Raw genomic sequence first — 21173 nt, 5'->3', positions numbered from 1 at the left:
CAGGAACAGCTTTCCCCAGAACTTCGTCATCCGGCGGTAGCGGTCGTTCCCGGTGCGCACCCAGGCCGTCTGCATCCCGGCGACCAGGAACGACAGCCCGATGGTCAGCGGGACGAAGATGAAGTGGTAGACGGTGGTGATCCCGAACTGCCATCGCGCCAGGTCGAGGTTGCTCATCGGTTCTCCTGCTCACGCGGACGCTGTTGCCACGGAAGCATCGGGGCGGGGGGCCGTCCGGCGAGAGGGTCCTTGGTCACTTTCCGAACGGTCTCGGGTCCCTGCCGCCAAGGGCCCCGCGGTCGTACGCTGATCCCTGTCGAACCGTTCTCAGGAGGTCGGATGCTTCGGGTGTTTCTCGTCGATGATCACGAGGTCGTCCGTCGAGGGGTCGCCGACCTGCTGGACGAGGACGAGAACCTCACCGTGATCGGCCAGGCCGGCAGCGTGTCGCAGGCGCTGGCCCGGATTCCGGCGTTGAACCCGGATGTCGCGGTGCTGGACGTCCGGCTGCCCGACGGCAACGGGATCGAGCTGGCCCGGGAGCTGCGGTCGAAGCTGCCGGAGCTGAAGTGCCTGATGCTGACCTCGTTCACCGACGAACAGGCCATGCTGGACGCGGTGCTGGCCGGCGCGAGCGGGTTCGTCATCAAGGACATCAAGGGCATGGACCTGGTCTCGGCGGTGCACGAGGTCGGCGCCGGGAAGTCCTTGCTGGACGCGCACGCCGCGGCGGCGCTGATGGCCAAGCTGCGCGACAGCCAGACCAAGAAGGGACCCCTTGCCGACCTGTCGGACCAGGAGCGGAAGCTGCTGGAGCTGATCGGCGAGGGCCTGACCAACCGGCAGATCTCGGAACGGATGTTCCTGGCGGAGAAGACGGTCAAGAACTACGTCTCCCGGCTGCTGACCAAACTCGGGATGGAACGCCGGACCCAAGCCGCGGTCCTGGCCACCGAACTCCGCAACCAGGGCGAGTGAATCCCTCCGGCCGCGGCCGTCGGCGGACTTCACCTGATCGGGGTCCAGCAGGCCGATCGAGGTGATGGCAAGGTCCTGGTTTCCCCGCGGTGCCGGGGGCGGGCACACTGTCGTACGGGTGGCTCACCGGCGGTGCGGCCGGGACCGGTGACGCGGAGGTTGGAACAGGGTGTCGGCTGACGAGTTCGGAGATCCGGCGGCGGACGGCCCCGGTCCGCGGCGGATGGCGGGCACGCTGTCCGGGCTGCGGCTGCGCGAGGTGCTGCGCGACCTGCAGGACCGGATCGAGCTGCTGATCGGCACGCGCGACAAGATGGACGGCCTGCTCGACGCCGTCCTGGCCGTGGCCTCCGGGCTGGAGCTGGACACCACGCTCCGGCGGATCGTGCAGGCCGCGATGGAGCTCGGCGAGGCCAAGTACGGCGCCCTCGGGGTGCTCGCCGAAGACGGTTCCATGGCCGAGTTCATCTACCTCGGCATCGACGACGAGACCCGCCGGCTCATCGGTGACCTGCCGACCGGCCACGGGGTGCTGGGTGTGGTCATCGACGAGGCCAAGCCGCTGCGGATGGAGGAGATCTCGTCCCATCCCGCGTCGGTGGGCTTCCCGGCCCACCATCCGCCGATGCATTCGTTCCTCGGGGTGCCGGTGCGGGTGCGCGACGAGGTGTTCGGCCGGCTGTACCTGACGGAGAAGAAGAACGGGGAGCCGTTCACCGACGACGACGAGGTTGTCGTGCAGGCGCTGGCCGCGGCGGCGGGGATCGCGATCGAGAATGCCCACCTGTACGAACAGGCGCGGGTGCGGCAGCAGTGGCTGGCCGCGACGAGCGAGGTGACCACCGAGCTGCTGGGCGGCACCGACCCGGCCGAGGCGTTGACCACCATCGCCAGCCGGGCGCTGGAGCTGACCGGCTCGGACGTCACGATGCTCGCCCTGCCCAACTCGGGGCGCCTCGACGTCGACGAGGACTGGGGCGACGAGGTCGACGACCTGACCGTGACCGTCAGCGCCGGCGCCCGGGCCGCGGAGCTGTCGGGCCTGCACATCGAGCTCGAGAGCAGCGTGCCGGGCGCGGTGTTCCGGGACCGCACACCCCGCAGCGTTCCCGAGCTCCGGCTGGGCGAGCACCGCTTCGGGCCCGCGCTGGTCGTGCCGCTGCGGGCGGGGGACCGGACGACGGGTGTGCTCATCGCGATCCGGGAATCCGGGGCCACGTCGTTCGAGTCGACCCAGCTGCCGGTGGTGGCCTCCTTCGCCGACCAAGCCGCGCTGGCGCTGCAGCTGGCGGCCCAGCAGCGAGCCGCCCGCGAGCTGGACGTGCTGGGCGACCGCGACCGGATCGCCCGCGACCTGCACGACCACGTCATCCAGCGGCTGTTCGCGGTGGGGTTGTCGATGCAGAGCACGCAGCGGCGGACGAAGTCGCCGGAGCTGCAGAAGCGGCTCGGGGACAGCATCGAGCAGCTGCACGAGATCGTGCAGGAGATCCGCACGGCGATCTTCGACCTGCACGGCGGCGTCGCGGGGGAGACGGGCCAGCGGCTGCGGCACCGGCTGCACGACGCGATCGCCGAGCTGACCGACGACGCCCCGGTGCACCCGACGGTGAGCATGTCCGGCCCGCTCGACACGGTGCCCACCCAGCTGGCCGAGCACGTCGAAGCAGTCGTCCGTGAAGCGGTCAGCAACGCCGTCCGGCACGCCGAAGCCGCGACGTTGTCGGTATCGGTCGCGGTGAAGGACGACATGGTCCGTGTCGTGGTGGTCGACGACGGCAAGGGATTGCCCGACGACGTCTCGCCGAGCGGGCTCGGCAACCTCGGCGACCGCGCGGAGGTCGTGCGCGGGCAGTTCTCCGTCGACGCCGTCCCGGCGGGCGGCCTGAAACTGGAGTGGTCGGCCCCGGTCGGCTGACGGTCGCGCCCACCCGGCGGGTTCCGGTGACGAAGGTCCTCGGAGTTCGGGCAGTCCGGCCGCGTCGCGGCAGCCGGTGCCCGAGGTCTCCTTGTGGTGCGACGCCCGTCGTCGCCGAGAGGAGAAAACAATGAGCGTCGAGGCGGGCTCCCGGGCCCTGCTCGCGGACGGCGACGTGGTGCTGGTGCGCCCGTTGCACCCGGCCGACACCGCCGAGGTGCTCGCCCTGCGCACCAGGCTCACCGAGCAGGACACCTACTTCCGGTTCTTCGGCGCCCGGCCGTCCGGTTTGGACAGACTGGCGGCGGTGCGGGAGCTGCTGCTGAAGGTCAGCCGCCTGGCCGAGCTGGTGCCGGAGCTGGCCGAGCTGGACCTCAACCCGGTGCGCGTGCGCTCGGACGGCTGCGTGGCACTTGACGTCCGCGCCCGGTTCGAGCCGGATGTGTCCGCCGACCCGTTCCTGCGCCGCCTGCGCGACTGAAACCGGAGGAAACCGTGCGTGTCCTGACCCTGAACCCGGGCTCGTCGAGCATGAAGGTGTCGCTGGTCGCCGGCGGTGCGGCGGTCGGCTGGGCCGCGTGGGACATGGCCGTTCCCGGCGTGGTTGCCCAGGCGGTCCGCCGCTGGTCCGATGTGGACGCGGTCGCCGTCCGCTTCGTCCACGGCGGCTCGCAGAAAGCGCCCGCGCGGGTCGACGACGTCCTGCTGGCGAACCTCGAACGGCTCACGCCACTGGCACCGAACCACCAGCCGCTGTCGCTGTCGGTGACCCGCGAGGTCCGTCGCCTGCTGCCGGACGTCCCGGTCATCGCCTGTTTCGACACCGCTTTCCATGCCGGGATGCCGGAAGCGGCGGCCCGGTATCCGCTGCCGCGGGCGTGGACCGCCCAGAACCGGTTGCGCCGCTACGGTTTCCACGGCCTGTCATGTCAATACGCGCTGCGTCGCACCGGTGAACTGCTGGGCCAGGCGCCGCAAGACCTGCAGCTGGTTTGCGCCCACGTCGGGGCCGGGGTGTCGGTGACGGCCATCCGCGACGGCCGCGGCGTCGACACCAGCATGGGCTTCACCCCGCTCGAAGGCGCCATGATGGCCACGCGGTCCGGCTCGGTCGACCCGGGCCTGCTGCTGCACGTGATGCAGACCGCGCCGATGAGCGCGGCCGAGCTGGCCGACGCGCTGTTCCACCGTTCGGGCCTGGCCGGGATGACGGGCACCAACGGCGATCTGCGGCGCGTGCTGGCCGCGGCCACCCGCGGCGACGCCGACGCCTTGGTGGCCCTGGACGTCTACCGGCACCGGCTGTGCCGCGAGATCGGAGCGGCCGCGATGAGCCTGTCGCGGCTGGACGCGCTGGTCTTCACCGGCGGCGTCGCCGAGCACCAGCCCGGGCTGATCACCTCGGTCGTCGACCGGCTGGGAGTACTCGGTCTGCGGGCCGGGGACACCCCGCACACCGAAACCGACCGGGTCGTCACGACACCGGACTCGCCGGTGCCCGCCCTGATCGTCCTGCCCCGGGAAGACCTGGAACTGGCCCGCGGCGCCGAAGCGGCGCTCGCCCGAGTGCCCGCGATGTGACCCCATGCACGTCCTCCTGACCGAATCCGCCTTCGGCGACTCCGGCTTCCTCGTCCAGCCCCTGCGAGACGCGGGCTGCCTGGTCAGCCGGTGCCACAGCCGCGCCGGGGTCCGCCGCGCGCCGGCGCCGGGTGGCCGCTGTCCGCTCGACGAGCCGTTCGCCCAGCCCGACCTCGTCTGCGCGGTCCGCGACCACGTGCCCGTCGCGCTGGTGTCCCCGGACGTGTGCGTGCGGGCCGAGGTACCGCCGGGTCTGGAGAACCGCGTCACCGTGGTCGACGTCGACGGCCTCCTGGCCACCTGCCGGGCCGCGTCGGGAGAACTCGGCGTCCTCGGATGATTTCGCCTGCGTTCCGGTGGGACCGCTCGTCGCGTGCCGTCCTCGGCGACGCTCTGGTGCGGCTCGGCCCGAACCGGTGCGTCGCGGAGGTCCGGCCGGACGAGATCGCCCTGACCGAGCCTTCCGCCCGCCGCGAGCGAGCCGGGAGGGCCGCGTCGCTCGGATGCGGTGCGGCCCTGTCGACGGTCTGGACCGTCGTGCGGGTGCTGGGTCGCGAGCCGGTGGTGGCCTTCCCGGACGACCCGGCCCGCCCCGACGTCGTGGCGGTCGTCCGGGTCGCCGGCCCGCGTGGTCCGTCCAGCGGCGAATGGGCGCGGTACGCGGCGCTGGGCAAGCTGGGCGAGCCCGGCCAGGGCAAGCCGTGGCGGCCGGTCAGCCTGGCCGTGCTGGACGCGCTGGCCGGTACAGGCTTCTGGCCGGAGACCGACGTCCGGATCGTGCGCCCGGAGTGGGCACCGACGCTGACGCAGCTCGGGGCGGACCTCACCGGCCAGTCGTCCCTGCTGGTCACCACCCCCGGCGACAGCCGCCGCCACCAGGTCCTGGCCGGTGCCGCCCTGCACGCGACCCGCCTGGCCGCGGCGGTCCGCGGCTTCGCTTCCCACGAGATTCCGCTGCCGGTCCAAACGCCCGCGGAACGGGCCCGGTACGTCGAAGAATCGCTGCTACCCGGCATCCCGCAAGGACTGCTGCTGATCGGCCTCGCCACGCCGAAGCGAAGGAACGCGGGATAACCACGCACCTCAGAACCGGCGGTGCCCCGGATTCAGGCCGGAGCCGGCCGGTGGGCGGTCTCCGGGGTGATGACCACGACCGGGCACCGCGAGTACCGCACGCACTCCCGCCCGACGCTGGCCGAGCACCAGGCCCGTCAGCGCACCGCCGCGGTGGGTGCCGAGGACGAGCAGGTCCGCGTCCGCCGACGCGGTGACCAGTTCGGTCGCGGGGTCGCCGTGCACCGTGCGGGTCTCCAGCTGGGCCGCGGTGTCGATAGCCAGGTGGGCGACGTGCTCGTCCAGCGAGTAGCCGGCCTCCGGCACGCGACCGTGGGGCTGGATCGCGAACGACGTCCCGGGCAGGAGCGTGTCGCGCGGCCGGACGAGGATCGCGCGGACCGTGTCGCCGGCGTGCCAGCGGGTGAATCCATGACCTGCCTTCTTTCCTCCGGTCTTGTCTCGATCGTGCGGCGTGGCAGGCGTGCGTCGGTAGGGGACGAATTCCGCCGGACCGAGGGCCGTTGTGCTCCGGTGCCGGTCATGTCGCCGCGGCGACCATGAACCGGCGGAGCGTCCGGCTCCGCGACGGGAGGGATCGCGATGACCACCGCCACACCGGCCGCACTGACCACCGAGCAGCTCGGGTTCCTCGCGCGAGCCGTGAGCCGCGCGCCGTCGGTGCACAACAGCCAGCCGTGGCAGCTGCGCGTCCGCGGCACCGAGGTCGACCTCGCGGTGCGGCCCAGGACCGCGCTGCGCCGCCACGACCCCTTCGGCCGCGATCGGCTGCTGTCCTGCGGTGCCGCGCTCACCGACCTCGAACTCGCCGTGCGCGCGCTCGGCCGGGACTGCCACGTCGAGTACCGCGACGGTGGAGATGTGGTGGCCACGGTGACGATCGGCCGTCCCCGCCCGGCTTCGGCCCGGGACTTCGCGCTGTACCACGCCATTCCCCGGCGCCGCAGTCACCGGCGCGCGTTCTTCCCCGGCCGGGTGCCCGGCGGCGTCCGCGCCGCGGTGACCGTGGCCGGCGAGGCCACCGGCGTGCACCTCGTCGAACCCGGCCGCCTGGACAAGCTGGCCGAGCTGTTCGGCTTCGCCACCCGCGTGCTCCGTGACGACCGCGGCTACCAGCGGGAGCTGGAGCTGTGGACCGCGCACACCCACGGCGGGAACGCGGTCGGTGACGGCATCCCCGAGGACGCGCTGAGTCCGGAAGCCCTGCCGGTGGCCGGCCTCGTGCGCACCGCTACCCCGGTCCCGGACGACGTCGTGCTCGCCGGCCGGCCGGCCGCGGAAAACCTCCTGATCGTCTGCACCGACACCGATACCCGCGCCGACCACCTCGCCGCCGGCGCGGCCCTGCAGCGCGTCTGGCTGACCGCGACGGTCAAGGCCCTCGTCGGTTCGGTGATCACCCAGCCGCTGCACCTGACCGGCTTCCGGGCGCGGCTGGCGTCGGAGCTGGCCCTGCCCGGCGTGCCGCAGGCGATCTTCCGGTACGGACACCCCGCCGGTCCGGCGGCGCCCTCACCACGGCTCCCGCTGTGACCGCACTGGGCGCCACCGGCGAATTCGCCGGTTCGGCAGGCGCCGGCCCGGGCGACCGCACGCGTTCGCCCGGGCGTGGCCTGCTGTGACGGGGTCGAGCATCGCACGGATCGGCCGAAACCCGTCCCAGCCCCGGGCACGCGAAGGTCTTTGGTCCCTCCGGCTCGTGACGCGTGGCTGTCGCGGGCGGACGCCGGCGCCGGTGATGCTGGGTGTGTTCGTTCCCCAGGAGACCGGAGCCGACGATGAGCCGACCACTGCCCGGTGTGTTCGACCAGGCCCTCGCCTCGGCCGTGCGCGCGCCGTCGCCGCACAACACCCAGCCGTGGCGGTTCGTCGTCGAGCACGACGTGATCGAGGTGTGGCTGGACCGCGAGCGCCTGCTCACCGTGGCCGATCCGCACGGGCGGGAGGCGCGGCTGGCGTGCGGTGCCGCCGCGTTCAACCTGGTCATCTGCCTGCGGGCCAACGGGCTCGCGGTGCAGGTGCGGATGTTGCCGGACCCGGCCGAGCCCGATCTGATCGCGGTGGTCCGGCTGGACGGCAACCAGAAGTCCACCGCGGCCGAACGCAAGCTCGCCGAGGCCGTGTTCCGCCGGCACACCAACCGGCGCCCGATGCTGGACAAGGACGTGCCGTCCGCGGTGCGGTCGGCGCTCAAGTCCGCGGCGCTGCAGGAAGGCGGCCAGGTCGAGTACCTCGACGCGTCGGGCCGCTACACGCCGGTGGCGTCGCTGGTCCGGCAGGCGGAGGCGCTGCAGGCGGAGGACTCGGCGTTCCGGGCGGAAGCCGCCCACTGGACGCACCGCGAGGCCGACAGCCCCGACGGCGTCCCGAAAACCGCGTCTGGGCCGCCGCCGCACGGCCATGGCGTCGTCTCGTTGCGGGCGTCGCACGAGAACGAGGACCTGCCTGCCCGCGAGTTCGAGCGAGAGCCGTTGCTCGGCGCGGTGCTGACCCGTGACCGGGGGCCGCACGCGGAGGTGCGGGCCGGGATGGCGATGCAGCGGGTGCTGCTGACCGCGACCGCGGAAGGCCTGGCGACGTCGTTCCTGTCGCAGCCGTTCGAAACCCCGCGCACGCGGGCGTCGCTCGACCGCCTCTTCGCCGGGCTCGGGCAGCCACACACCCTGCTGCGCATCGGCTACGGCTACCCGACGCGGCTCACGAGCCGCCGGCCGGTCGAGGACGTGCTGACCCACCGCGCCGGGTCGGACGTGCCGGCGGAATGAGACTCAGGCACGGCCGGACCAAGGCCTCTTCGAACGGTCTGGGAAATCGCTGATCCTTGCGGTACCAACGACTTCCGACCGGAGGGCCAGGAGGATGAGCGCGTCGTCGAAACCGATGCGGATGTGGCGCACCATTCTGCCCGGCCGCGGCTCGGTCGCGCGGGCTTCGGACCGGTTCCAGGCCGGCGTGGGAGTCTTCGTGGTGCTGCTCGCCCTCGCCGCGCTGCCGGTGGCCGCCGGCTTCGGCTCGGAAACGTACGTGCGGCAACAGGTGCGGTCCGCGCAGCAGCTGGGTGAGCGCACCCGGGTCACCGCGACCCTGCTCGCCGACGGACCGCCCATGGCGGCCAACTCGCGCGCCGGCGTCGTCGGCAGCGGTCGAACCACCGACGCGACCTGGGTGCTCGCCGACGGAACCCGGCGCGTCGGCCAGGTGGCCGCCGCCCGGGGCACGCTCACGGGCGAAACGTCGACGATCTGGGTGGACCGGACCGGCAACCCGGTGGATCCGCCGCTGAGCAGCGCCGGTGTGGTCATCGAAGCCGTCGGCGCCGAGCACTGCCTGCGCGAGGCGGGCTGCCCGGTCGTCGTGATCCCGGCGCGAACCGTCCCGGAGCCGGACAAGGAAACGGCGCCGACGCCGGAAAGCGGCCACCAGCCGAATCGGACGGTGGTCGCTTCCACGGGGTGTCAGTCACGTTCTTGATCCACCTTCATTTCTTCTCCCGGTCTGGACAGCCGGAACGCGGGCGCCCGTGGGTGGGATCGCTCTCAACGCAGCCACTTGCGGTCGCCGACGATGGCGGCCCAGCGGTGGCCGAGGCCCCACGTGTTCCCGGCCGCGGCGGCCGCCAGCACGATGAGAACCAGGGCGTAGATGATGTGGTAGTCGACGATCGGGTTGGTGGAGCGCGTCGCCTCGCCGGTGCTGGTGCTCAGGGCGAACGGCCATTCGGCGGCCCACATCATGAGCATCATCAGCGCGCCCGCGGCGGCGCTCAGCCGCAGGCCGATGCCGGCGACGACGGCGATGCCGATGGCGCCGAGGCCGAGCATGAACAGCCAGTTCGCCCACCAGGTGCCGGCCCAGGCGTGGAACGTCGACTCGAACGGTCCGACGTGGACGCCGCTGAGGAAGCCCTTGGTGGGTGAGCCACCGTTGATCCACGCACCCTTCGCCGGGGTGGCGTAGCCCAGGCCGAACAGCTTGTCGAGGAACGCCCACAGGAAGACGAACCCGGTGGCGATGCGCAGGGCGGCCAGGGACTTCCCGGCGACGGTGGGGCCGGCGACGAAATCGGGGACGGCCGTCGGTTCGGGGGCCCGGTGGCCCGCGGTGGCCTTCTTTGCATCCGGTCGGATGGACATGGGGAAACCTCCGTTCTTTCGTTGTTGCCCTCAGCTTCTGCCGTCGCGGCGGCGTGGGCTGGGGTCGAAGGTCCCCGGCCGCGAGGCCCTTGGACGCCCGTTCGCAGGCTGGATCGGGTTCAGCACTGGTGGTCTGCGCTGGTCCGTTCGCCGCAGTGCGCGTCCGGCGCCGGGACGCCGTCAAGCGGCTCCGCCGGTTAAACCCGGGTCCCGCGTCGCGCGTGCGCGGGGAGCGCCCTTGCCGCAGTCTTCGTTTCCGGTCTGATCGGTTCGGCCCTGGTGGTTTCCACCGCGCCGGCGTGGGCGGTGACGGCGAGCTGCGGCAAGTGGAAGATCGCGGAACAGGGCGGTGCCACCTGCACCGGCTCCGGCGGCCAGTGGCGGCTGTGGCTCGACTGCCCCGCCGGTTTCGACTACCGCTCGAACTGGATGACGCTGAGCAGCACACCGACGAGCGTGCAGGGCACGTGCGGCTGCCGAGCCCGGCCTCCCGAGCTCGGTGTCGCCGGGCATGCCGCAGCCGAGCCGGGTCAGGGGCAGAGGAGCGCGCGCAGGCCGGGCTGGTGGATCCGTGACATCAAGGTGGAGAGGATTCGATGAACTGGGCCCGTTTGCTGGACGACCTGCGCGCAGCGGCGCGCGATCGGGGCGTTCAACGCGATCCTGATCGAGCACGCCGAGGCCGTCGTGGCCGGGGCGGAGCTGTGCGGGCTCCCGGTGGTCCTGCAGATCTCGCAGAACGCCGTCCGCTACCACGGTTCGCTCGCGCCGTTCGCGGCCGCCTGCCTGCGGCTGGCGGAGACCGCGACCGTGCCCGTCCTGGTCCACCTCGACCACGTCGAGGACGAGGAGCTGATCAGCGAGGGGCTTGCCCTGGGCATCACGTCGGTGATGTTCGACGCCGCCGCGTGCCGTACACGGAGAACGTGACCCGGACGAAGGCCGTGGCCGAACGCTGCCACGCGGCGGGCTGCCGCGTGGCGGCGGAGCTCGGCGAGATCGGCGGCAAGGAGGGCGCCCACGCCCCCGGCGTCCGCACGGACCCATTCGATTCGTCCACGGTGGCGGCGTTCGAACGGCAGGCGGCGCTCGTCGACAGCCCCGGGCTGACGCCGGAGACCCCGCCGGCGGAGCTGCCGTTCGGCTTGCCCGCGTCCTCTGGCTCGACCTGCGCGGCTACGACCCGGTCGCGGCGACGGTGGCCCTGCCGGTGCCGGTCTTCCTCGGCCAGGGCGGCCGCGACTACCCGGTGACGGCCCCTCGACCCCGGCCGGCTACGCCCGGCCCGGGCACGTCGACGCCGCGGTGGTCTCCGATGTCGCCGAGTGGCCGGCTCGCGTGGGCTGATCAGGGCTCGGTGCCCCAGGCGAGGGTGCCGGCCTGGTAGGCGGTGGCGGTGGCGAGGTCGGAGAACGCCGTCGCCGCGCGGTAGCTGTGGTCGTCGGCCTGGTTGAACGGGGACCAGTCGGCCTTGGCCACGCGGATCTGGAGCTCGCCGGTGTTCGCGCCGGCCGCGAGGGTGCCGCCGCTGAAGGCGACCTCCACGTACGCGTCGGCGCCCGGGCGTGGCGTACTGAGCTTCACGACGCGCAGCGTCACGTTGCCGCAGCCCAGGACCGCGTAGTCGCACCAGATCTGATAGCCCGGGTTGGTGGCGTCGCCGGTGAACCAGTAGCGCGCGGTGACACCGGTCAGGGCGACCGCGGTGCTGCCCCGGTTGACGATCTGCAGGCCGGTGCGGATCTGGTTGCCGGTGGTGCCGCTGCCGGAACGCTGCTGCACGGCGAGCGAACCGGTGCCGGGGTTGCCGCCGCCGGTCGTGGTGGTGACCGATACCGGGCCGCCGGCGGCGGACAGGTTCCCGGCGGCGTCCCGGGCGCGGACGGAGAACGTGTACGCGGTGGCCGGGGTGAGACCGGTGACCTGGTAGCCGGTGCTCGTGGTGCTGCCGATCGTCGCGCCGGCCGCGTCGAGGACGTCGTACCCGGCGACGCCGACGTCGTCGGTGGCGGCGGTCCAGGTGAGGTTGACGCCGGTGCTGCCCGGGGTGGCGGTGACCCCGGTGGGCGCCGACGGCGGGGTGGTGTCCCCTGTGGACGGTCCTGGCGGGGTGCCCCACAGCACGGTGGAACCCTGCGCGAGCACCAGCCGCGAGGCGTCCGCCGGTGCGCTGCCGCTGGGCGCGAGGCCGGTGCGGGACCAGTCGTCGGCGGGGTTCCACGTGCCGGTGCTGGTGATCCGGAACTGGATTTCCTTGCGGTAGCGGGACTGGCCGCCGGGCGCGACGCCGCCGGAGCACGGCACCTCGACGTAGTAGACGGCGCCGGAGAACTGGCGCACCGCCGGCGCGTCGCACTGGTTGTACGCCGACGTCACCGAGATCTGGCCGGGCGTGGTGGCACCGTCGAGGGTGAAGTAGTAGCGCAGCGAGCCGGTGAACGTGCGTGCCGGCCACGCCGACTTGTTGAGCACGTAGGCTTTCACCTCGGTGAACGAGCCGCCGTCGGGCTGGTTGAGCGCGCCCTGCGCCAGGATCTCCGGGCCGTCCGGGGTTTCCCTCGGCGGGAAGGCGGTCAGGGGCGTCCCGCCGTACTCGCCGTAGAGGCGGGCCAGCGCGCCGGTGAAGCCGGCGTTGTAGTCCAGGGCCACCTCGTTCATCGTGTAGTTGCCGCGGTCGTCGGTGTAGGCGTCGTTGGCCGAGCTCGGGCCGCCGACGAGCGCGCCGTACAGCGTGTGCCGGTTCAGCGCCGGCTCGGTGATGGTGTCCGCCCAGGAGCCGTGCGCGGTGCGGTGGTGCGGGTTGCGCGGCGGGTTGACGCCGAACCCGACCACGAAGCTCGCGCCACGCGGGTTGTCGCCGAGCGCGTAGTCGATCTGCCGGACGGCGAAGTCGTGGTACCTGGTGGCACGCGCGGGATCGGTGGCGCGCAGCCAGTCCGAGTAGGTGAGCGCCACGAAGGCGGTGTTCGCCGCGTAGCGCAGCGAACCCCACTGGTCGAGCACGGCCTGGCCGCCGGGGGAGTAGGGCACGCGCTGGCCGTTGACGCCGGTGGTCCACCAGTCCAGCCAGCGGTTGGCGTCGGCGAGGTATTCGGGGTCGCCGGTGAGCTGGGCGAGCAGGACGTAGGCGCCGTAGGACTTGTCGTCCCAGGCCAGCGTCCAGCGGTAGGAGCGGGTGGTGGTCTGCGGCTCGGTGGCCAGCTTCTGGTACGCCGTGCGCGCCTTGGTCAGGTAGCCGGTGTCGCCGGTGGCCTTGTAGAGCCAGATCGCGCCCCACACCAGCTCGTCCTGGTAGCCGCTCCAGGACTTGTAGAAGTTCTTGGCGTCGGTGATGCAGTCGGAGTAGACGCCGCGGTAGTTGTCGGCGAAGGCGTACAGCTGCTTGGCGTGGGTGAGCAGCGTGGCCGCGTACGTGGGGTCGTCGGCCTGGAACACCATCGAGCCGGCGGCCAGCTGCGCGGCGGCCTCGCCGGCGAGGTCCGAGCCGGGGCAGGAGGTGTCGACACGGAAGGCGGGCCGCGCCATGGCCATCGTCTCGGCCGGGCCCCACCACTTGTGGTCGTCGTCGCCCCGGCCGACCTGGCCGTAGAGCACGTTCGGCTGGGGGTGCGCCTTGAGCAGCCAGTCGCCGCCCCAGCGCAGGTTCGACAGCAGGTGCGGCCACTGCCCGGAGTTCTGGTAGGCGGTGCGGTTCTCCAGCGCGCCCCAGGCGAGCATGGTCATGCTGAACTCGAACGGCAGCCCGAACTTGACGTGGTCACCGGCATCGTAGAACCCGCCGCTGAGATCGAGGCCGACGTCCTTGCCGTCATCGAGCGCGGACGGCCCGCGCCAGTACACCCGGTTGGCCGAGGGGAGGGCACCGGAGCGCTGGGCGTCGTAGAACCAGATCGACTTCTGCAGCGCCTCGCCGTAGTTGAACTTCCCGGCCGCGCTCGCGGGTGCTCCCGGGACCGCCAGGCTCAGGCCGAGCACCAGCAGTGCCACGACCGCCCGGGAAATCGACTTCGTCGTCGAAGTGCGCACTCCGCCTCCTCGGATCTGGGAGCGCTTCCAGAGTGAGGGTAAAGAGCCGAGACCGGTGAAGCAAGGTGCCGTTTGGGAGCGCTCTCAACCAGCCCCGTCGATCAGCCGGTCGAAGATCCGTCCTGCCGTGGGTAGCCTCGGCTCATGGTGTTCGACTCGACCCGGTTCGACCTCCGGCCCTACACCGGCTTCGAAACGGAACGCTTCGTCCGGCGGACGTTCTGCAGCTGGGAGGACGCGGGCTGGCGCTCCCTGCTCGTGCAGCGGTTCGAGCACCTCCCGGTCGTCGAGGACATGGCGCTGCCCGCCGCGGCCGACCTGCACCTGGTGCTCCCGGTCGCCGGGCAGGCCGAGCTGGAGACGCGTGACGGCGGCCGGGCCGTGCGCGATCGGTGGCTTCCCGGGCAGGGCCGGCTGGGTATCCCGCACCAGGCCACCGTCCGCCGCTACCGCGGGGACGCGGACATGCGCAGCATCCAGGTGCACATCCCGCGCGACACCGTCGATTCGGTCGTGGCGCGCCTCGGCGGCGACGTCCCGGACTTCGAGGCCATGGCCGCCTCCGTCGCCGCCGGCGATCCGCTGCTCGAGGAAACGGTACGGGCGCTCGGCTCCCCGGGCGCGGCCGACGACCTGTACGCCGAGGCAGCGGCCGCCTTCCTGGCCACGCATCTGCTGACCCGGCACGGGCGGCTCCGAGCCGGCCGGCCGCCGGCCCGGGAGGACGCCCGCGTGCGCGCCGCCGTCGCGTTCCTGCGCGAGCGGCTGGCCGAGCCGATCACCCTGGCCGACCTCGCCGACGAGGTGCACCTGTCGGTCTACCACCTCGTCCGGGTGTTCCGGGCCGCGACCGGACAGACCCCGCACCGGTTCCTCACCGAACTGCGGGTCGAAGAGGCGAAGCGGCTGCTCCGCGAAACCGGCCTGACACTCGATCGGATCGCACCGCGATGCGGCTTCACCAGCCCCGGCGCCCTGTCGGCCGCGTTCGTGCGCCACACCGGAATCCGCCCGTCGGCCTACCGCAATTCCTGACCGGCACACCGCAATCGCGGGTCTGGGCACGTGATCGGCACCGGCCCTAGCCTGCCTTCATGCAGTCCTACGACGTCACCGCCGAATCCGCGGCACCGCCCGCGGCGATCTGGGCGCTGTTGCTCGACCCCCGCAGCTGGCCGGCCTGGTCCCGCATCGACGCCCTCGAGACCACCCAGTCGGCCGGTCTGTCCCCCGGCGGCCGGGACGGCGTCGGCGCGGTGCGCGCGTTCCGGACCGGAAAGGTCGTCACCAAGGAGCGCGTCACGGAGCTGGAGCCGGAACGCCGATTCGCCTACGAGGGCGTCGAAAACCCGCAGCTGTCCGGCTACCGGGCAGCGGTCGAACTGGTGGCGCTGCCCGGCGGCGGAACGCGGATCCGGTGGCACGGCACCTATTCGGCCCGCTGGGGGATGCGCTGGTTCCTGCAGCGCTACCTGCGTCGCTTCATGCAGGACATGGCGACCGGGCTGGCCGGCCACGCCGCCGGGGCGGCCTGAGCCGGGGGCGAGCCCGCTCAGCGCGCGCCGGCCCGCGGGGATCGGGATCGCAGCAAGCAGGCCCTCGCGCTCGTCGCCGTGCTGTTCGCGCTGCGGCTGGGCCTGCAGTTCGGACTGTCGAAGCTGACCGGCAGCGCAGCGCCGCTGCACAGCTACACGCACCTGGTCCTCGGCCTCGTGATGCTCGTCGTGACCACCGCCGGCGCCTGGTTCGACCAGTGGCTCATCCTGCGGGTCGTCAACCGGCGGGCGTGACGCGACCCGTGTCATGCCCGCGGCCACCCGAATCCGGAGTATTTGCGGGCAGCGTCACCGCGTGGCTCCGCCGAGCGGCCTGCCTCGCGGCCATGCTGAGGAGCAACGGATGGTGGCCCCGCCCGTTCCGGCCGCCTCGATCAAGGAGAATCCCGAAGAATGCACATTGGAATCGGCCTGCCCAACCAGGTCCGTGACGTCGACCCCCAGCCCGGCCGCGCTCGCTCGTGCCGCGCGCGAAGGCGATGGCTACATCGGTGGTTCCGTGCCGGTCGAGATGGTGGGCCAATCCTTCGACGCCGCTCGCACGGCCTGGAAGGAGGCGGGGCGGGAGGACCCGCCGCGGCTGGTCGGCATCGCCTACTTCGCCTTCGGCGACGTCGAGCGGGGCCGGGCCGGAGTGCGCGACTACTACTCCTTCATGGGCGACGACACCGCGTCGATGATCGCCGGCACCCTTTCCGGTGGAACGGATGCCGTCCGCGCGACGGTGAAGGCGTTCGACGAGCTCGGTGCGGACGAGCTCGTCCTCAACCCCACGGTGGCCGACCTCGACGAGGTCTCCCGCCTCGCGGATGCCGTGCTGTAGCGGTGTTTCACAAGCTGGACGGCCAGCACGGGCGTGCTTGCGTTTGACTGGCAGCCGAAGCACGCGCACTCGTTCGACATCGTCGGTCTTCGCCTGGACGGCGGGCGTCAGACCGAGGGTGAATCCGGCGATTACCGCCGCCGTCAGCTGCAAAGAGATACCGGGCCTCTGCCGGGAATGATCGAGACGCGGTGTCAAGATCACTGGCAGAGGCCCGGCCCATTCCTGGAACCAGCATCTAATACAGGCTTTGGCCGGCTATCCCCTCACGAGATCCGGCCTGGATCAGCAGTGGCGCATCTGGTAGACGCTGTCCCGCATGGGGTCGACCGGTGTGCGGACGTAGACGCTCGAGACCCAGCCGTAGGCGCCGGTGTCGTCGGTCTGTGCCCAGTACCAGATGTTGTTCCGGCCGTTGTAGGCGCCGTCGCTCCAGCAGTTGAAGAAGCTGAACGACGAGGTGACCCGGCCGACGATCTGCGAGTCGAACGTGGCTCGTGAGTACGCCGGGATGTTCGCGATGTTCTCACACCACATGCCCCAGTCGCCTTGGGTCACGTAGCACGTCGCCGCCACCTTGGTCTGGGCCGCGTCGGCGCTTGCCGGAATCAGTGTCATGACGCCTGCCGCGATGGCCGCGCCCGCGAGTGCCTTTGCCTTCTTCACTGGAAACCCCCGAAGTCGTTTGTGTCTGAAGTGTTGTGGTTCCGGCCCGACCGTCCGCGCCGGTTCAGCTCACCTGGACCGAGATCGTGCGGTCGTTCGCGGTGGAGCCGACGTTGGAAACGTCGCCGGTGCCTTCGAGCAGGAGGGCGTCGGACCAGCATCCGGGGCGCGAGTACAGCTTCCACCTCGTGTTGGACTTGACTGAAGAAATCACGTTCACGAAGTAGGTTGGGAGGTTGTAGCAGTGGGTCGGGCCATTGAGGTAGATCGAAGAGCAACAGAAACCGGCGTTGTCGAAGAACTCTGCATAGGTGGCCGAGGTGGTGGCCTGGGCCGAGGTTGCGGGCATGAGTGCCGTCGCTGCCACTGCTGCCGCGGCTGCCGCGAATCCCTTGGCGCGAGAAATCATGATTGCTCCCCTTGTTGTCGGAAAAATCGCGTCGGAAATGGCCGGCAAGAAATGCCGATTGGGCGTCATGTGGAACCGGTGTTTGGGCAGGAAAGATCAGTGTCCGAACCGGACACCCCTGCCGGCAGACACGCAGCCGTCGACCTGTCAGTGACGGTCAGTGATCGACTGCGGCTGATTTCGTTCGAGCGCGACTGTGCACGATACCCCCATATCAACGCGACTTGGCGATCATGGCAGCGGGAGTTCCGATAGGTCAACCGGAACGTGTCGTGATCACTCGTTTGTCCGAACTGACCGGTTGTGCACAGGTGGACAGCCGAGCCGGCAAGCGATCGGGCGCGAACGGCGCACGCGCGGCGCGGGCTGACAGGTGCTGCTGAACACGGCCCCGGGTGCCGTTGGTGAGCGACCCGATAGCTGGGCCCGCGATGATCCGCTCACCGGCGCGACGCCGGTAGTCCGCGGGCGGCGTTCTCGGCGCCGGTCGTCGTCTGGGCGGTTCGCGGGGTGCATCCCGACCGCATCGCCGAGCACTGGGGCGACCGCCGCCTTGACGAGCTGACCTTCGTCGGAGATCAAGCAGCTGGGTGAAATACGTGAAGGTCAACGTCGTGGCCCGGCGCAACGCTCGCGGCGCAGGCGAGCACCGGCACGCCGAAAACGACAAGCTGATCGACGTGGCCGACAACCCGGCCGGCAAGGTCGCCGCGCCCCGCCGTCTACCTTCGAGCCGGCGTGCGGTGAGGCGGTGTGCTCGCGCTCCGGCCGCAAGACCTCGACCGACCAGTGCCTGATCTTCCGGCAAGAGAAGGGGCGAGACGCTTCGCCGGCAGCCGGCCTCACCGACGCTGATGGCGCTGCGGTATGCCGACGGCCGGCCGATCACCACCCGCCGCTACGACCACCTCCGGGGTCGGCTCGGCAAGCACCGTACGTACGGGCCAGCAGCCAGGAAGTCGCTGCCGTGGGCCGGGAAGGTATCGAGTCATGTCGAACTCGGGCATTCTCGTTGCTGTGTTGAGCCTGAGCGAGGGCCGTGATCCATGCTGCGAGGAAGAACGCGCGGTTGAGCTGGCGGTTGCCAGTCCGGGCTGGGTGTTCGCCTTTCGACCTGCTCGGCAACCTGCTTGCGCTGCTGCGGCACGCTTTTCAAGCTTTCGGCCAGCCGTGGGAGCACCGCGCCCGGGGGCGGACGGCCGGGAAGACTGGTGGGATCGCCGCACTTCCCGGCCGGTCGGCGACCTCGGTGCCGGTGGAATGCCTGTACTGCCGGAAGACCCGGTTCCGGCACGGGTCGCTCGGCTAGCGCTGCACCCAAACGCTGTTGGCGCCGAACGTGATCGAGCTCTTGGCCGAGTTGCCTTCGATGGGATACGGGCGGCCGGTGCAGTTGGTGCTCTCGAACAGGGAAGCGGTCTTGCTGCTGGTGTTGATCGCGGAACGCACCCGGTTGCCCCAGCCGTGCTCCGCCAGGTTGACGCAGGCACTCGGGTTGGGCGGCAACGGGCTGACGTTGAGCGTGGCGCCGCCGAAGTCGGTCTGGTCCCACATGCACAAGGCGTCGGTGACATTGCAGGTGCCGGCGGCACCGGCCGGTGACGCCGCGGCAACCTGGACGGCGGCCGACGTCATCAGGACCGCGAGTGCCGCGCCGGCTTTCGCCAGGGTTCTGCGGTTGGGCATCGAATCTCCTTTGCGGGGTTTCCCGTGTCGATACTTTCGTCTGATACCCGGAAAAGGGTCGCCCTCGCACGGAGCAGACCGCTGGTGGACAAGGGGAATCACGGTCTGTACTCAGATTGGCAAGATCGAGTTCCTCCCCACGACGGTATCAACTCGGCGGGGACGCGCGGGCGAATTCGGGGGTTCGGTAGGGGTAGGAGTGCCGTCCTGTGGCGCGCGCCGGCCGAGTGGCGGCCGGGTCGGGTTCCGGGCGGCGCCCTCGGCCCCGGCGACCTCGCGCTCCCGGTGACCGCCGTCGGGCCTGGCCCTTTCGGGCCGCCCGGTCTGCCCCCGTGGTCGTGGTTGCCGGTCTTGGCTGGTCGTATTCTCGGGTTGTGGAGCATGTGCGCAGGAAACCGGCCGTCCGGCCGCGCGATGCCCAGCCTGACCGGGGCTCCGCGGTGGCGGAGCCAGCGCTGCTGCGGCTGCAGCGCCTCGCCGGGAACGCCGCGACCACGCGGCTGGTCACCGTGCAGCGCGATCTCGACGACCAGGCCGCGCTCGCCGCTGTCGACGGGCTGCCCGCGCATGTGCTTTCCGGCAACGGTGGCGTGCCGCTGGCGACCGAGGCCGCGAAGCAGGACTTCCTGCGCGCGGGCCGGGAATGGTTCGGCAGCCACGAGGCGACGCTGGAGCACTTCCGCGGCATCGAGCAGTCCGCCGCGCCCGGGCGGCCGTTCCTGCACCGGGACGCGAAAGCCCGGCTGGAGGCGGCGGTCGCGTCGCTCGGTGGGCCCGGGCCGGCCTCGACCGTGGCGTTCTCGTTCCGGAAGGCGTTCACCAAGGACACCCACTACACGCCCGCGTCGATGCACACGCTCGGCTACGCGATCGACTACGACGCCACCAACATGCCCCGGATCGGCCGCGGCGAGACGGCCGAGCTGCTCCGGCTCACCGGGGGCGGTCCCAGCAACGCCCAGCTCGGCGAGTACTCGGCCCGGCGGGCCGTCATCAGCGCGACCGGCGACGCGACCGCCGCGGGGGAGGCGCCCCCGGCGGAGGCGGCGGCGCTGATGGACAAGATCCGCGCCGAGTCGCAGCGGCTGGCGGTGTCCTCGCAGGCCTTCCAGGCGAGCCTCGGTGCCGCGCGCGACCAGTTCCTCGAGCTGCGGACCCAGTACTTCGAGGCGTCGGCGCCGCAGGAGAAGACCGCGGTGCTGAACCAGGTCCCGGGCCTGATCGTGCCGTGGACGACCGCGATCACGACCGAGGAGCAGCGCCTGACCGCGTTGGCGGCCGCGGCCGCCCTCGATCCGGCCGCGCTGCCCGCGAAGGCCCAGCTCACCGCGCGGATCGCGCAGATCGAGGCGGCCGTGCGGGAGGCGGGGCGGGCCGTCGCCCAGGTGAAAGGCAAGGAACCGGACGCGAAGTCCAAGCTGTGGGGCCGGCTCGCCGCCTGGGAGAAGCTGGTGAAGATCGAGCCGGACGGCACGTTCGGCGAACGCGTCACGCGCGTCACCGAGCAGGCCCAAACCCTCCTCGACGGGCTCAAACCCCTTGTGGGCGCCAAGGAAACCCTCGCGAGGCTGACGTCCTTGCGGACCAAGCTGAGCGATCCGGCGTTCCTGTTCGGCAGCGCGAAGCGCAAGAAGGGCGAGCGGCCCACGACCGCGACGGTCGCGGACACGCCGTCGATGGCGCAGCTGGTGGAGAAGGGCTACTTCAACCCCCGCGACCCGGTGGCGGGACGCGAGCACTTCAACGCGGAGTTCCTGGTCGCGCTGGCGCGGCACGGGTTCGACCTCGGCGTCGCCTGGACCGGCGAGTCCACCGACTCGATGCACATGGAGCTGGTCGTCCCGCGCGGCGGCTGAGCCGGTACCGGGAAACCAGCCCGGCCGCCTTCATGTTATTCATTTTCCATCCATTTCCCCTGGTTATGGATCGTATTGTGCTCCGTGATGGTTGCCTCCGGTCCTGCTTTGTCCGTTTCGGTGCTACGATCGCCGGTGTCTGCGGGGATCTTTGGGGGAGTACTGCGAACATGACCGAGTTCGACCATGCTTCTGGTGTTGACTCGGAGGCCGTGAAAGAGCTGTGGTGCCGAACGCTGGCCACTCTTCCGGAATCCGCGCGAAATCGTCGAATGCTCGACGTGATTCGTAAGCATGGTGCGGGCAGTGGCTTCCATCCGGAGGAGCCCTTCCGGCGGATGGGTGTGGTACGCGAGCGCGCGGCGCAATTGCGGGCGGCGGTCGGTGCCGAACTGGGGCTGGATCTGCCGGCGACGGTGCTGTTCGACCACCCCAATCCGGCCGCGCTGGCGGCGCACCTGAAAAAT

22 protein-coding genes and 2 pseudogenes are annotated in these 21173 nt (G+C 71.4%); 16 read left to right on the top strand and 8 right to left on the bottom strand.

From position 1 onward, the window contains the following. On the bottom strand, positions 1–177 hold a 177-nt coding region (locus tag I4Q55_RS47640; RefSeq protein ID WP_206797581.1), incomplete at its 3' end, for a cytochrome ubiquinol oxidase subunit I. A 162-nt stretch (positions 178–339) separates the two neighbouring features. Between I4Q55_RS47640 and I4Q55_RS47635 the strand changes: the two genes are divergently transcribed. The 6 genes from I4Q55_RS47635 to I4Q55_RS47610 all read left to right on the top strand — a co-directional run bounded on the left by I4Q55_RS47635 (position 340) and on the right by I4Q55_RS47610 (position 5551). Continuing rightward, positions 340–978 (top strand): response regulator transcription factor, encoded by a 639-nt coding sequence (locus I4Q55_RS47635; RefSeq protein ID WP_206797573.1) that lies wholly within the window; start codon positions 340–342, stop codon positions 976–978. Positions 979–1201: 223 nt separating this feature from the next. Beyond that, positions 1202–2896 (top strand): GAF domain-containing sensor histidine kinase, encoded by a 1695-nt coding sequence (locus I4Q55_RS47630; RefSeq protein ID WP_206797579.1) that lies wholly within the window; start codon positions 1202–1204, stop codon positions 2894–2896. Between the two features lie 130 nt (positions 2897–3026). After that, the gene (locus I4Q55_RS49985; RefSeq protein WP_242548029.1) at positions 3027–3377 is read left to right on the top strand and encodes an acetate--CoA ligase family protein; all 351 of its coding nucleotides are present in this window, start codon (positions 3027–3029) and stop codon (positions 3375–3377) included. 14 nt (positions 3378–3391) lie between these two features. Continuing rightward, the gene (locus I4Q55_RS47620; RefSeq protein WP_206797571.1) at positions 3392–4477 is read left to right on the top strand and encodes an acetate/propionate family kinase; all 1086 of its coding nucleotides are present in this window, start codon (positions 3392–3394) and stop codon (positions 4475–4477) included. A 4-nt stretch (positions 4478–4481) separates the two neighbouring features. After that, entirely contained in the window at positions 4482–4817 is a 336-nt protein-coding gene (locus tag I4Q55_RS47615; RefSeq protein WP_206797569.1) for a hypothetical protein, read from the top strand. Then, on the top strand, positions 4814–5551 hold the full coding sequence (locus tag I4Q55_RS47610; RefSeq protein ID WP_206797567.1) for a hypothetical protein: 738 nt from the start codon (positions 4814–4816) through the stop codon (positions 5549–5551). The genes I4Q55_RS47615 and I4Q55_RS47610 overlap by 4 nt, the downstream gene beginning before the upstream one ends. 32 nt (positions 5552–5583) lie before the next feature. On the opposite strand, the pseudogene I4Q55_RS47605 reads toward I4Q55_RS47610, so the two are convergent. After that, a pseudogene (locus I4Q55_RS47605) lies at positions 5584–5947 on the bottom strand (universal stress protein); the annotation flags it as partial. A 186-nt stretch (positions 5948–6133) separates the two neighbouring features. On the opposite strand from I4Q55_RS47605, the gene I4Q55_RS47600 reads away from it, so the two are divergent. The 3 genes from I4Q55_RS47600 (at position 6134) to I4Q55_RS49980 (ending at position 9022) form a co-directional block, all read left to right on the top strand. After that, positions 6134–7084 carry a nitroreductase gene (locus I4Q55_RS47600; protein WP_206797565.1) on the top strand — a complete coding sequence of 317 codons (951 nt, stop codon included), beginning with the start codon at positions 6134–6136 and terminating at the stop codon, positions 7082–7084. Positions 7085–7329: 245 nt separating this feature from the next. Further along, positions 7330–8316, top strand: coding sequence for a nitroreductase family protein (locus I4Q55_RS47595; RefSeq protein WP_206797563.1), 987 nt, complete (start codon positions 7330–7332; stop codon positions 8314–8316). Positions 8317–8437: 121 nt separating this feature from the next. After that, the gene (locus I4Q55_RS49980) at positions 8438–9022 is read left to right on the top strand and encodes a hypothetical protein (RefSeq protein ID WP_242548027.1); all 585 of its coding nucleotides are present in this window, start codon (positions 8438–8440) and stop codon (positions 9020–9022) included. A gap of 65 nt (positions 9023–9087) precedes the next feature. Here the strand turns inward: I4Q55_RS49980 and I4Q55_RS47585 are convergent, their stop codons facing one another. After that, complete coding sequence (locus I4Q55_RS47585) at positions 9088–9684, bottom strand: DoxX family membrane protein (RefSeq protein ID WP_206797562.1); 597 nt, start codon at positions 9682–9684, stop codon at positions 9088–9090. Between the two features lie 279 nt (positions 9685–9963). Between I4Q55_RS47585 and I4Q55_RS47580 the strand changes: the two genes are divergently transcribed. Next, positions 9964–10284 (top strand): hypothetical protein, encoded by a 321-nt coding sequence (locus I4Q55_RS47580; protein ID WP_206797560.1) that lies wholly within the window; start codon positions 9964–9966, stop codon positions 10282–10284. 87 nt (positions 10285–10371) lie between these two features. After that, positions 10372–10937 (top strand): annotated as a pseudogene (locus I4Q55_RS49975) (class II fructose-bisphosphate aldolase). A 94-nt stretch (positions 10938–11031) separates the two neighbouring features. Here I4Q55_RS49975 and I4Q55_RS47570 read toward each other — a convergent pair. Further along, complete coding sequence (locus I4Q55_RS47570; protein ID WP_206797558.1) at positions 11032–13710, bottom strand: glycoside hydrolase family 9 protein; 2679 nt, start codon at positions 13708–13710, stop codon at positions 11032–11034. Between the two features lie 144 nt (positions 13711–13854). On the opposite strand from I4Q55_RS47570, the gene I4Q55_RS47565 reads away from it, so the two are divergent. From I4Q55_RS47565 to I4Q55_RS47550, 4 genes are all read left to right on the top strand, one after another. Continuing rightward, entirely contained in the window at positions 13855–14745 is an 891-nt protein-coding gene (locus I4Q55_RS47565) for an AraC family transcriptional regulator (protein WP_206797557.1), read from the top strand. A gap of 59 nt (positions 14746–14804) precedes the next feature. Further along, positions 14805–15245 carry an SRPBCC family protein gene (locus tag I4Q55_RS47560; protein ID WP_206797556.1) on the top strand — a complete coding sequence of 147 codons (441 nt, stop codon included), beginning with the start codon at positions 14805–14807 and terminating at the stop codon, positions 15243–15245. 78 nt (positions 15246–15323) lie between these two features. Continuing rightward, positions 15324–15500, top strand: a complete 177-nt coding sequence (locus tag I4Q55_RS47555) for a hypothetical protein (protein WP_242548026.1) — start codon at positions 15324–15326, stop codon at positions 15498–15500. Positions 15501–15693: 193 nt separating this feature from the next. Next, positions 15694–16089, top strand: coding sequence for an LLM class flavin-dependent oxidoreductase (locus I4Q55_RS47550; protein WP_206797555.1), 396 nt, complete (start codon positions 15694–15696; stop codon positions 16087–16089). 285 nt (positions 16090–16374) lie between these two features. Here I4Q55_RS47550 and I4Q55_RS47545 read toward each other — a convergent pair whose 3' ends face one another. From I4Q55_RS47545 to I4Q55_RS47535, 3 genes are all read right to left on the bottom strand, one after another. Beyond that, positions 16375–16707: a hypothetical protein gene (locus I4Q55_RS47545; RefSeq protein WP_206797554.1), complete on the bottom strand. Its 333-nt coding sequence runs from the start codon at positions 16705–16707 to the stop codon at positions 16375–16377. 112 nt (positions 16708–16819) lie between these two features. Further along, positions 16820–17164 carry a hypothetical protein gene (locus tag I4Q55_RS47540; RefSeq protein ID WP_206797553.1) on the bottom strand — a complete coding sequence of 115 codons (345 nt, stop codon included), beginning with the start codon at positions 17162–17164 and terminating at the stop codon, positions 16820–16822. A 1305-nt stretch (positions 17165–18469) separates the two neighbouring features. Next, positions 18470–18850 carry a peptidase inhibitor family I36 protein gene (locus tag I4Q55_RS47535; protein ID WP_206797552.1) on the bottom strand — a complete coding sequence of 127 codons (381 nt, stop codon included), beginning with the start codon at positions 18848–18850 and terminating at the stop codon, positions 18470–18472. Positions 18851–19290: 440 nt separating this feature from the next. Here I4Q55_RS47535 and I4Q55_RS47530 point away from each other — a divergent pair, with 440 nt between their 5' ends. Continuing rightward, entirely contained in the window at positions 19291–20706 is a 1416-nt protein-coding gene (locus I4Q55_RS47530) for a hypothetical protein (protein WP_307793500.1), read from the top strand. 35 nt (positions 20707–20741) lie between these two features. Here the strand turns inward: I4Q55_RS47530 and I4Q55_RS49970 are convergent, their stop codons facing one another. Next, positions 20742–21164, bottom strand: coding sequence for a hypothetical protein (locus I4Q55_RS49970; protein ID WP_242548025.1), 423 nt, complete (start codon positions 21162–21164; stop codon positions 20742–20744). Positions 21165–21173 lie beyond the last annotated feature (9 nt).

Source organism: Amycolatopsis sp. MtRt-6, assembly GCF_017308975.1.
In the GTDB taxonomy this organism is placed as follows: Bacteria; Actinomycetota; Actinomycetes; order Mycobacteriales; family Pseudonocardiaceae; genus Amycolatopsis.
Note: the sequence above shows the minus strand (reverse complement) of the source record. Positions and strands in the feature narration are given on the sequence as shown.

Excerpts from the sequence above, each read along its gene's own strand:
- I4Q55_RS47635 (WP_206797573.1), top strand. The coding sequence starts at position 340 with ATGCTTCGGGTGTTTCTCGTCGATGATCACGAGGTCGTCCGTCGAGGG.
- I4Q55_RS47630 (WP_206797579.1), top strand. The coding sequence starts at position 1,202 with ATGGCGGGCACGCTGTCCGGGCTGCGGCTGCGCGAGGTGCTGCGCGAC.
- I4Q55_RS49985 (WP_242548029.1), top strand. The coding sequence starts at position 3,027 with ATGAGCGTCGAGGCGGGCTCCCGGGCCCTGCTCGCGGACGGCGACGTG.
- I4Q55_RS47615 (WP_206797569.1), top strand. The coding sequence starts at position 4,482 with ATGCACGTCCTCCTGACCGAATCCGCCTTCGGCGACTCCGGCTTCCTC.
- I4Q55_RS47610 (WP_206797567.1), top strand. The coding sequence starts at position 4,814 with ATGATTTCGCCTGCGTTCCGGTGGGACCGCTCGTCGCGTGCCGTCCTC.
- I4Q55_RS47600 (WP_206797565.1), top strand. The coding sequence starts at position 6,134 with ATGACCACCGCCACACCGGCCGCACTGACCACCGAGCAGCTCGGGTTC.
- I4Q55_RS47595 (WP_206797563.1), top strand. The coding sequence starts at position 7,330 with ATGAGCCGACCACTGCCCGGTGTGTTCGACCAGGCCCTCGCCTCGGCC.
- I4Q55_RS49980 (WP_242548027.1), top strand. The coding sequence starts at position 8,438 with ATGTGGCGCACCATTCTGCCCGGCCGCGGCTCGGTCGCGCGGGCTTCG.
- I4Q55_RS47585 (WP_206797562.1), bottom strand. The coding sequence starts at position 9,684 with ATGTCCATCCGACCGGATGCAAAGAAGGCCACCGCGGGCCACCGGGCC.
- I4Q55_RS47565 (WP_206797557.1), top strand. The coding sequence starts at position 13,855 with ATGGTGTTCGACTCGACCCGGTTCGACCTCCGGCCCTACACCGGCTTC.
- I4Q55_RS47560 (WP_206797556.1), top strand. The coding sequence starts at position 14,805 with ATGCAGTCCTACGACGTCACCGCCGAATCCGCGGCACCGCCCGCGGCG.
- I4Q55_RS47545 (WP_206797554.1), bottom strand. The coding sequence starts at position 16,707 with ATGACACTGATTCCGGCAAGCGCCGACGCGGCCCAGACCAAGGTGGCG.
- I4Q55_RS47540 (WP_206797553.1), bottom strand. The coding sequence starts at position 17,164 with ATGATTTCTCGCGCCAAGGGATTCGCGGCAGCCGCGGCAGCAGTGGCA.
- I4Q55_RS47535 (WP_206797552.1), bottom strand. The coding sequence starts at position 18,850 with ATGCCCAACCGCAGAACCCTGGCGAAAGCCGGCGCGGCACTCGCGGTC.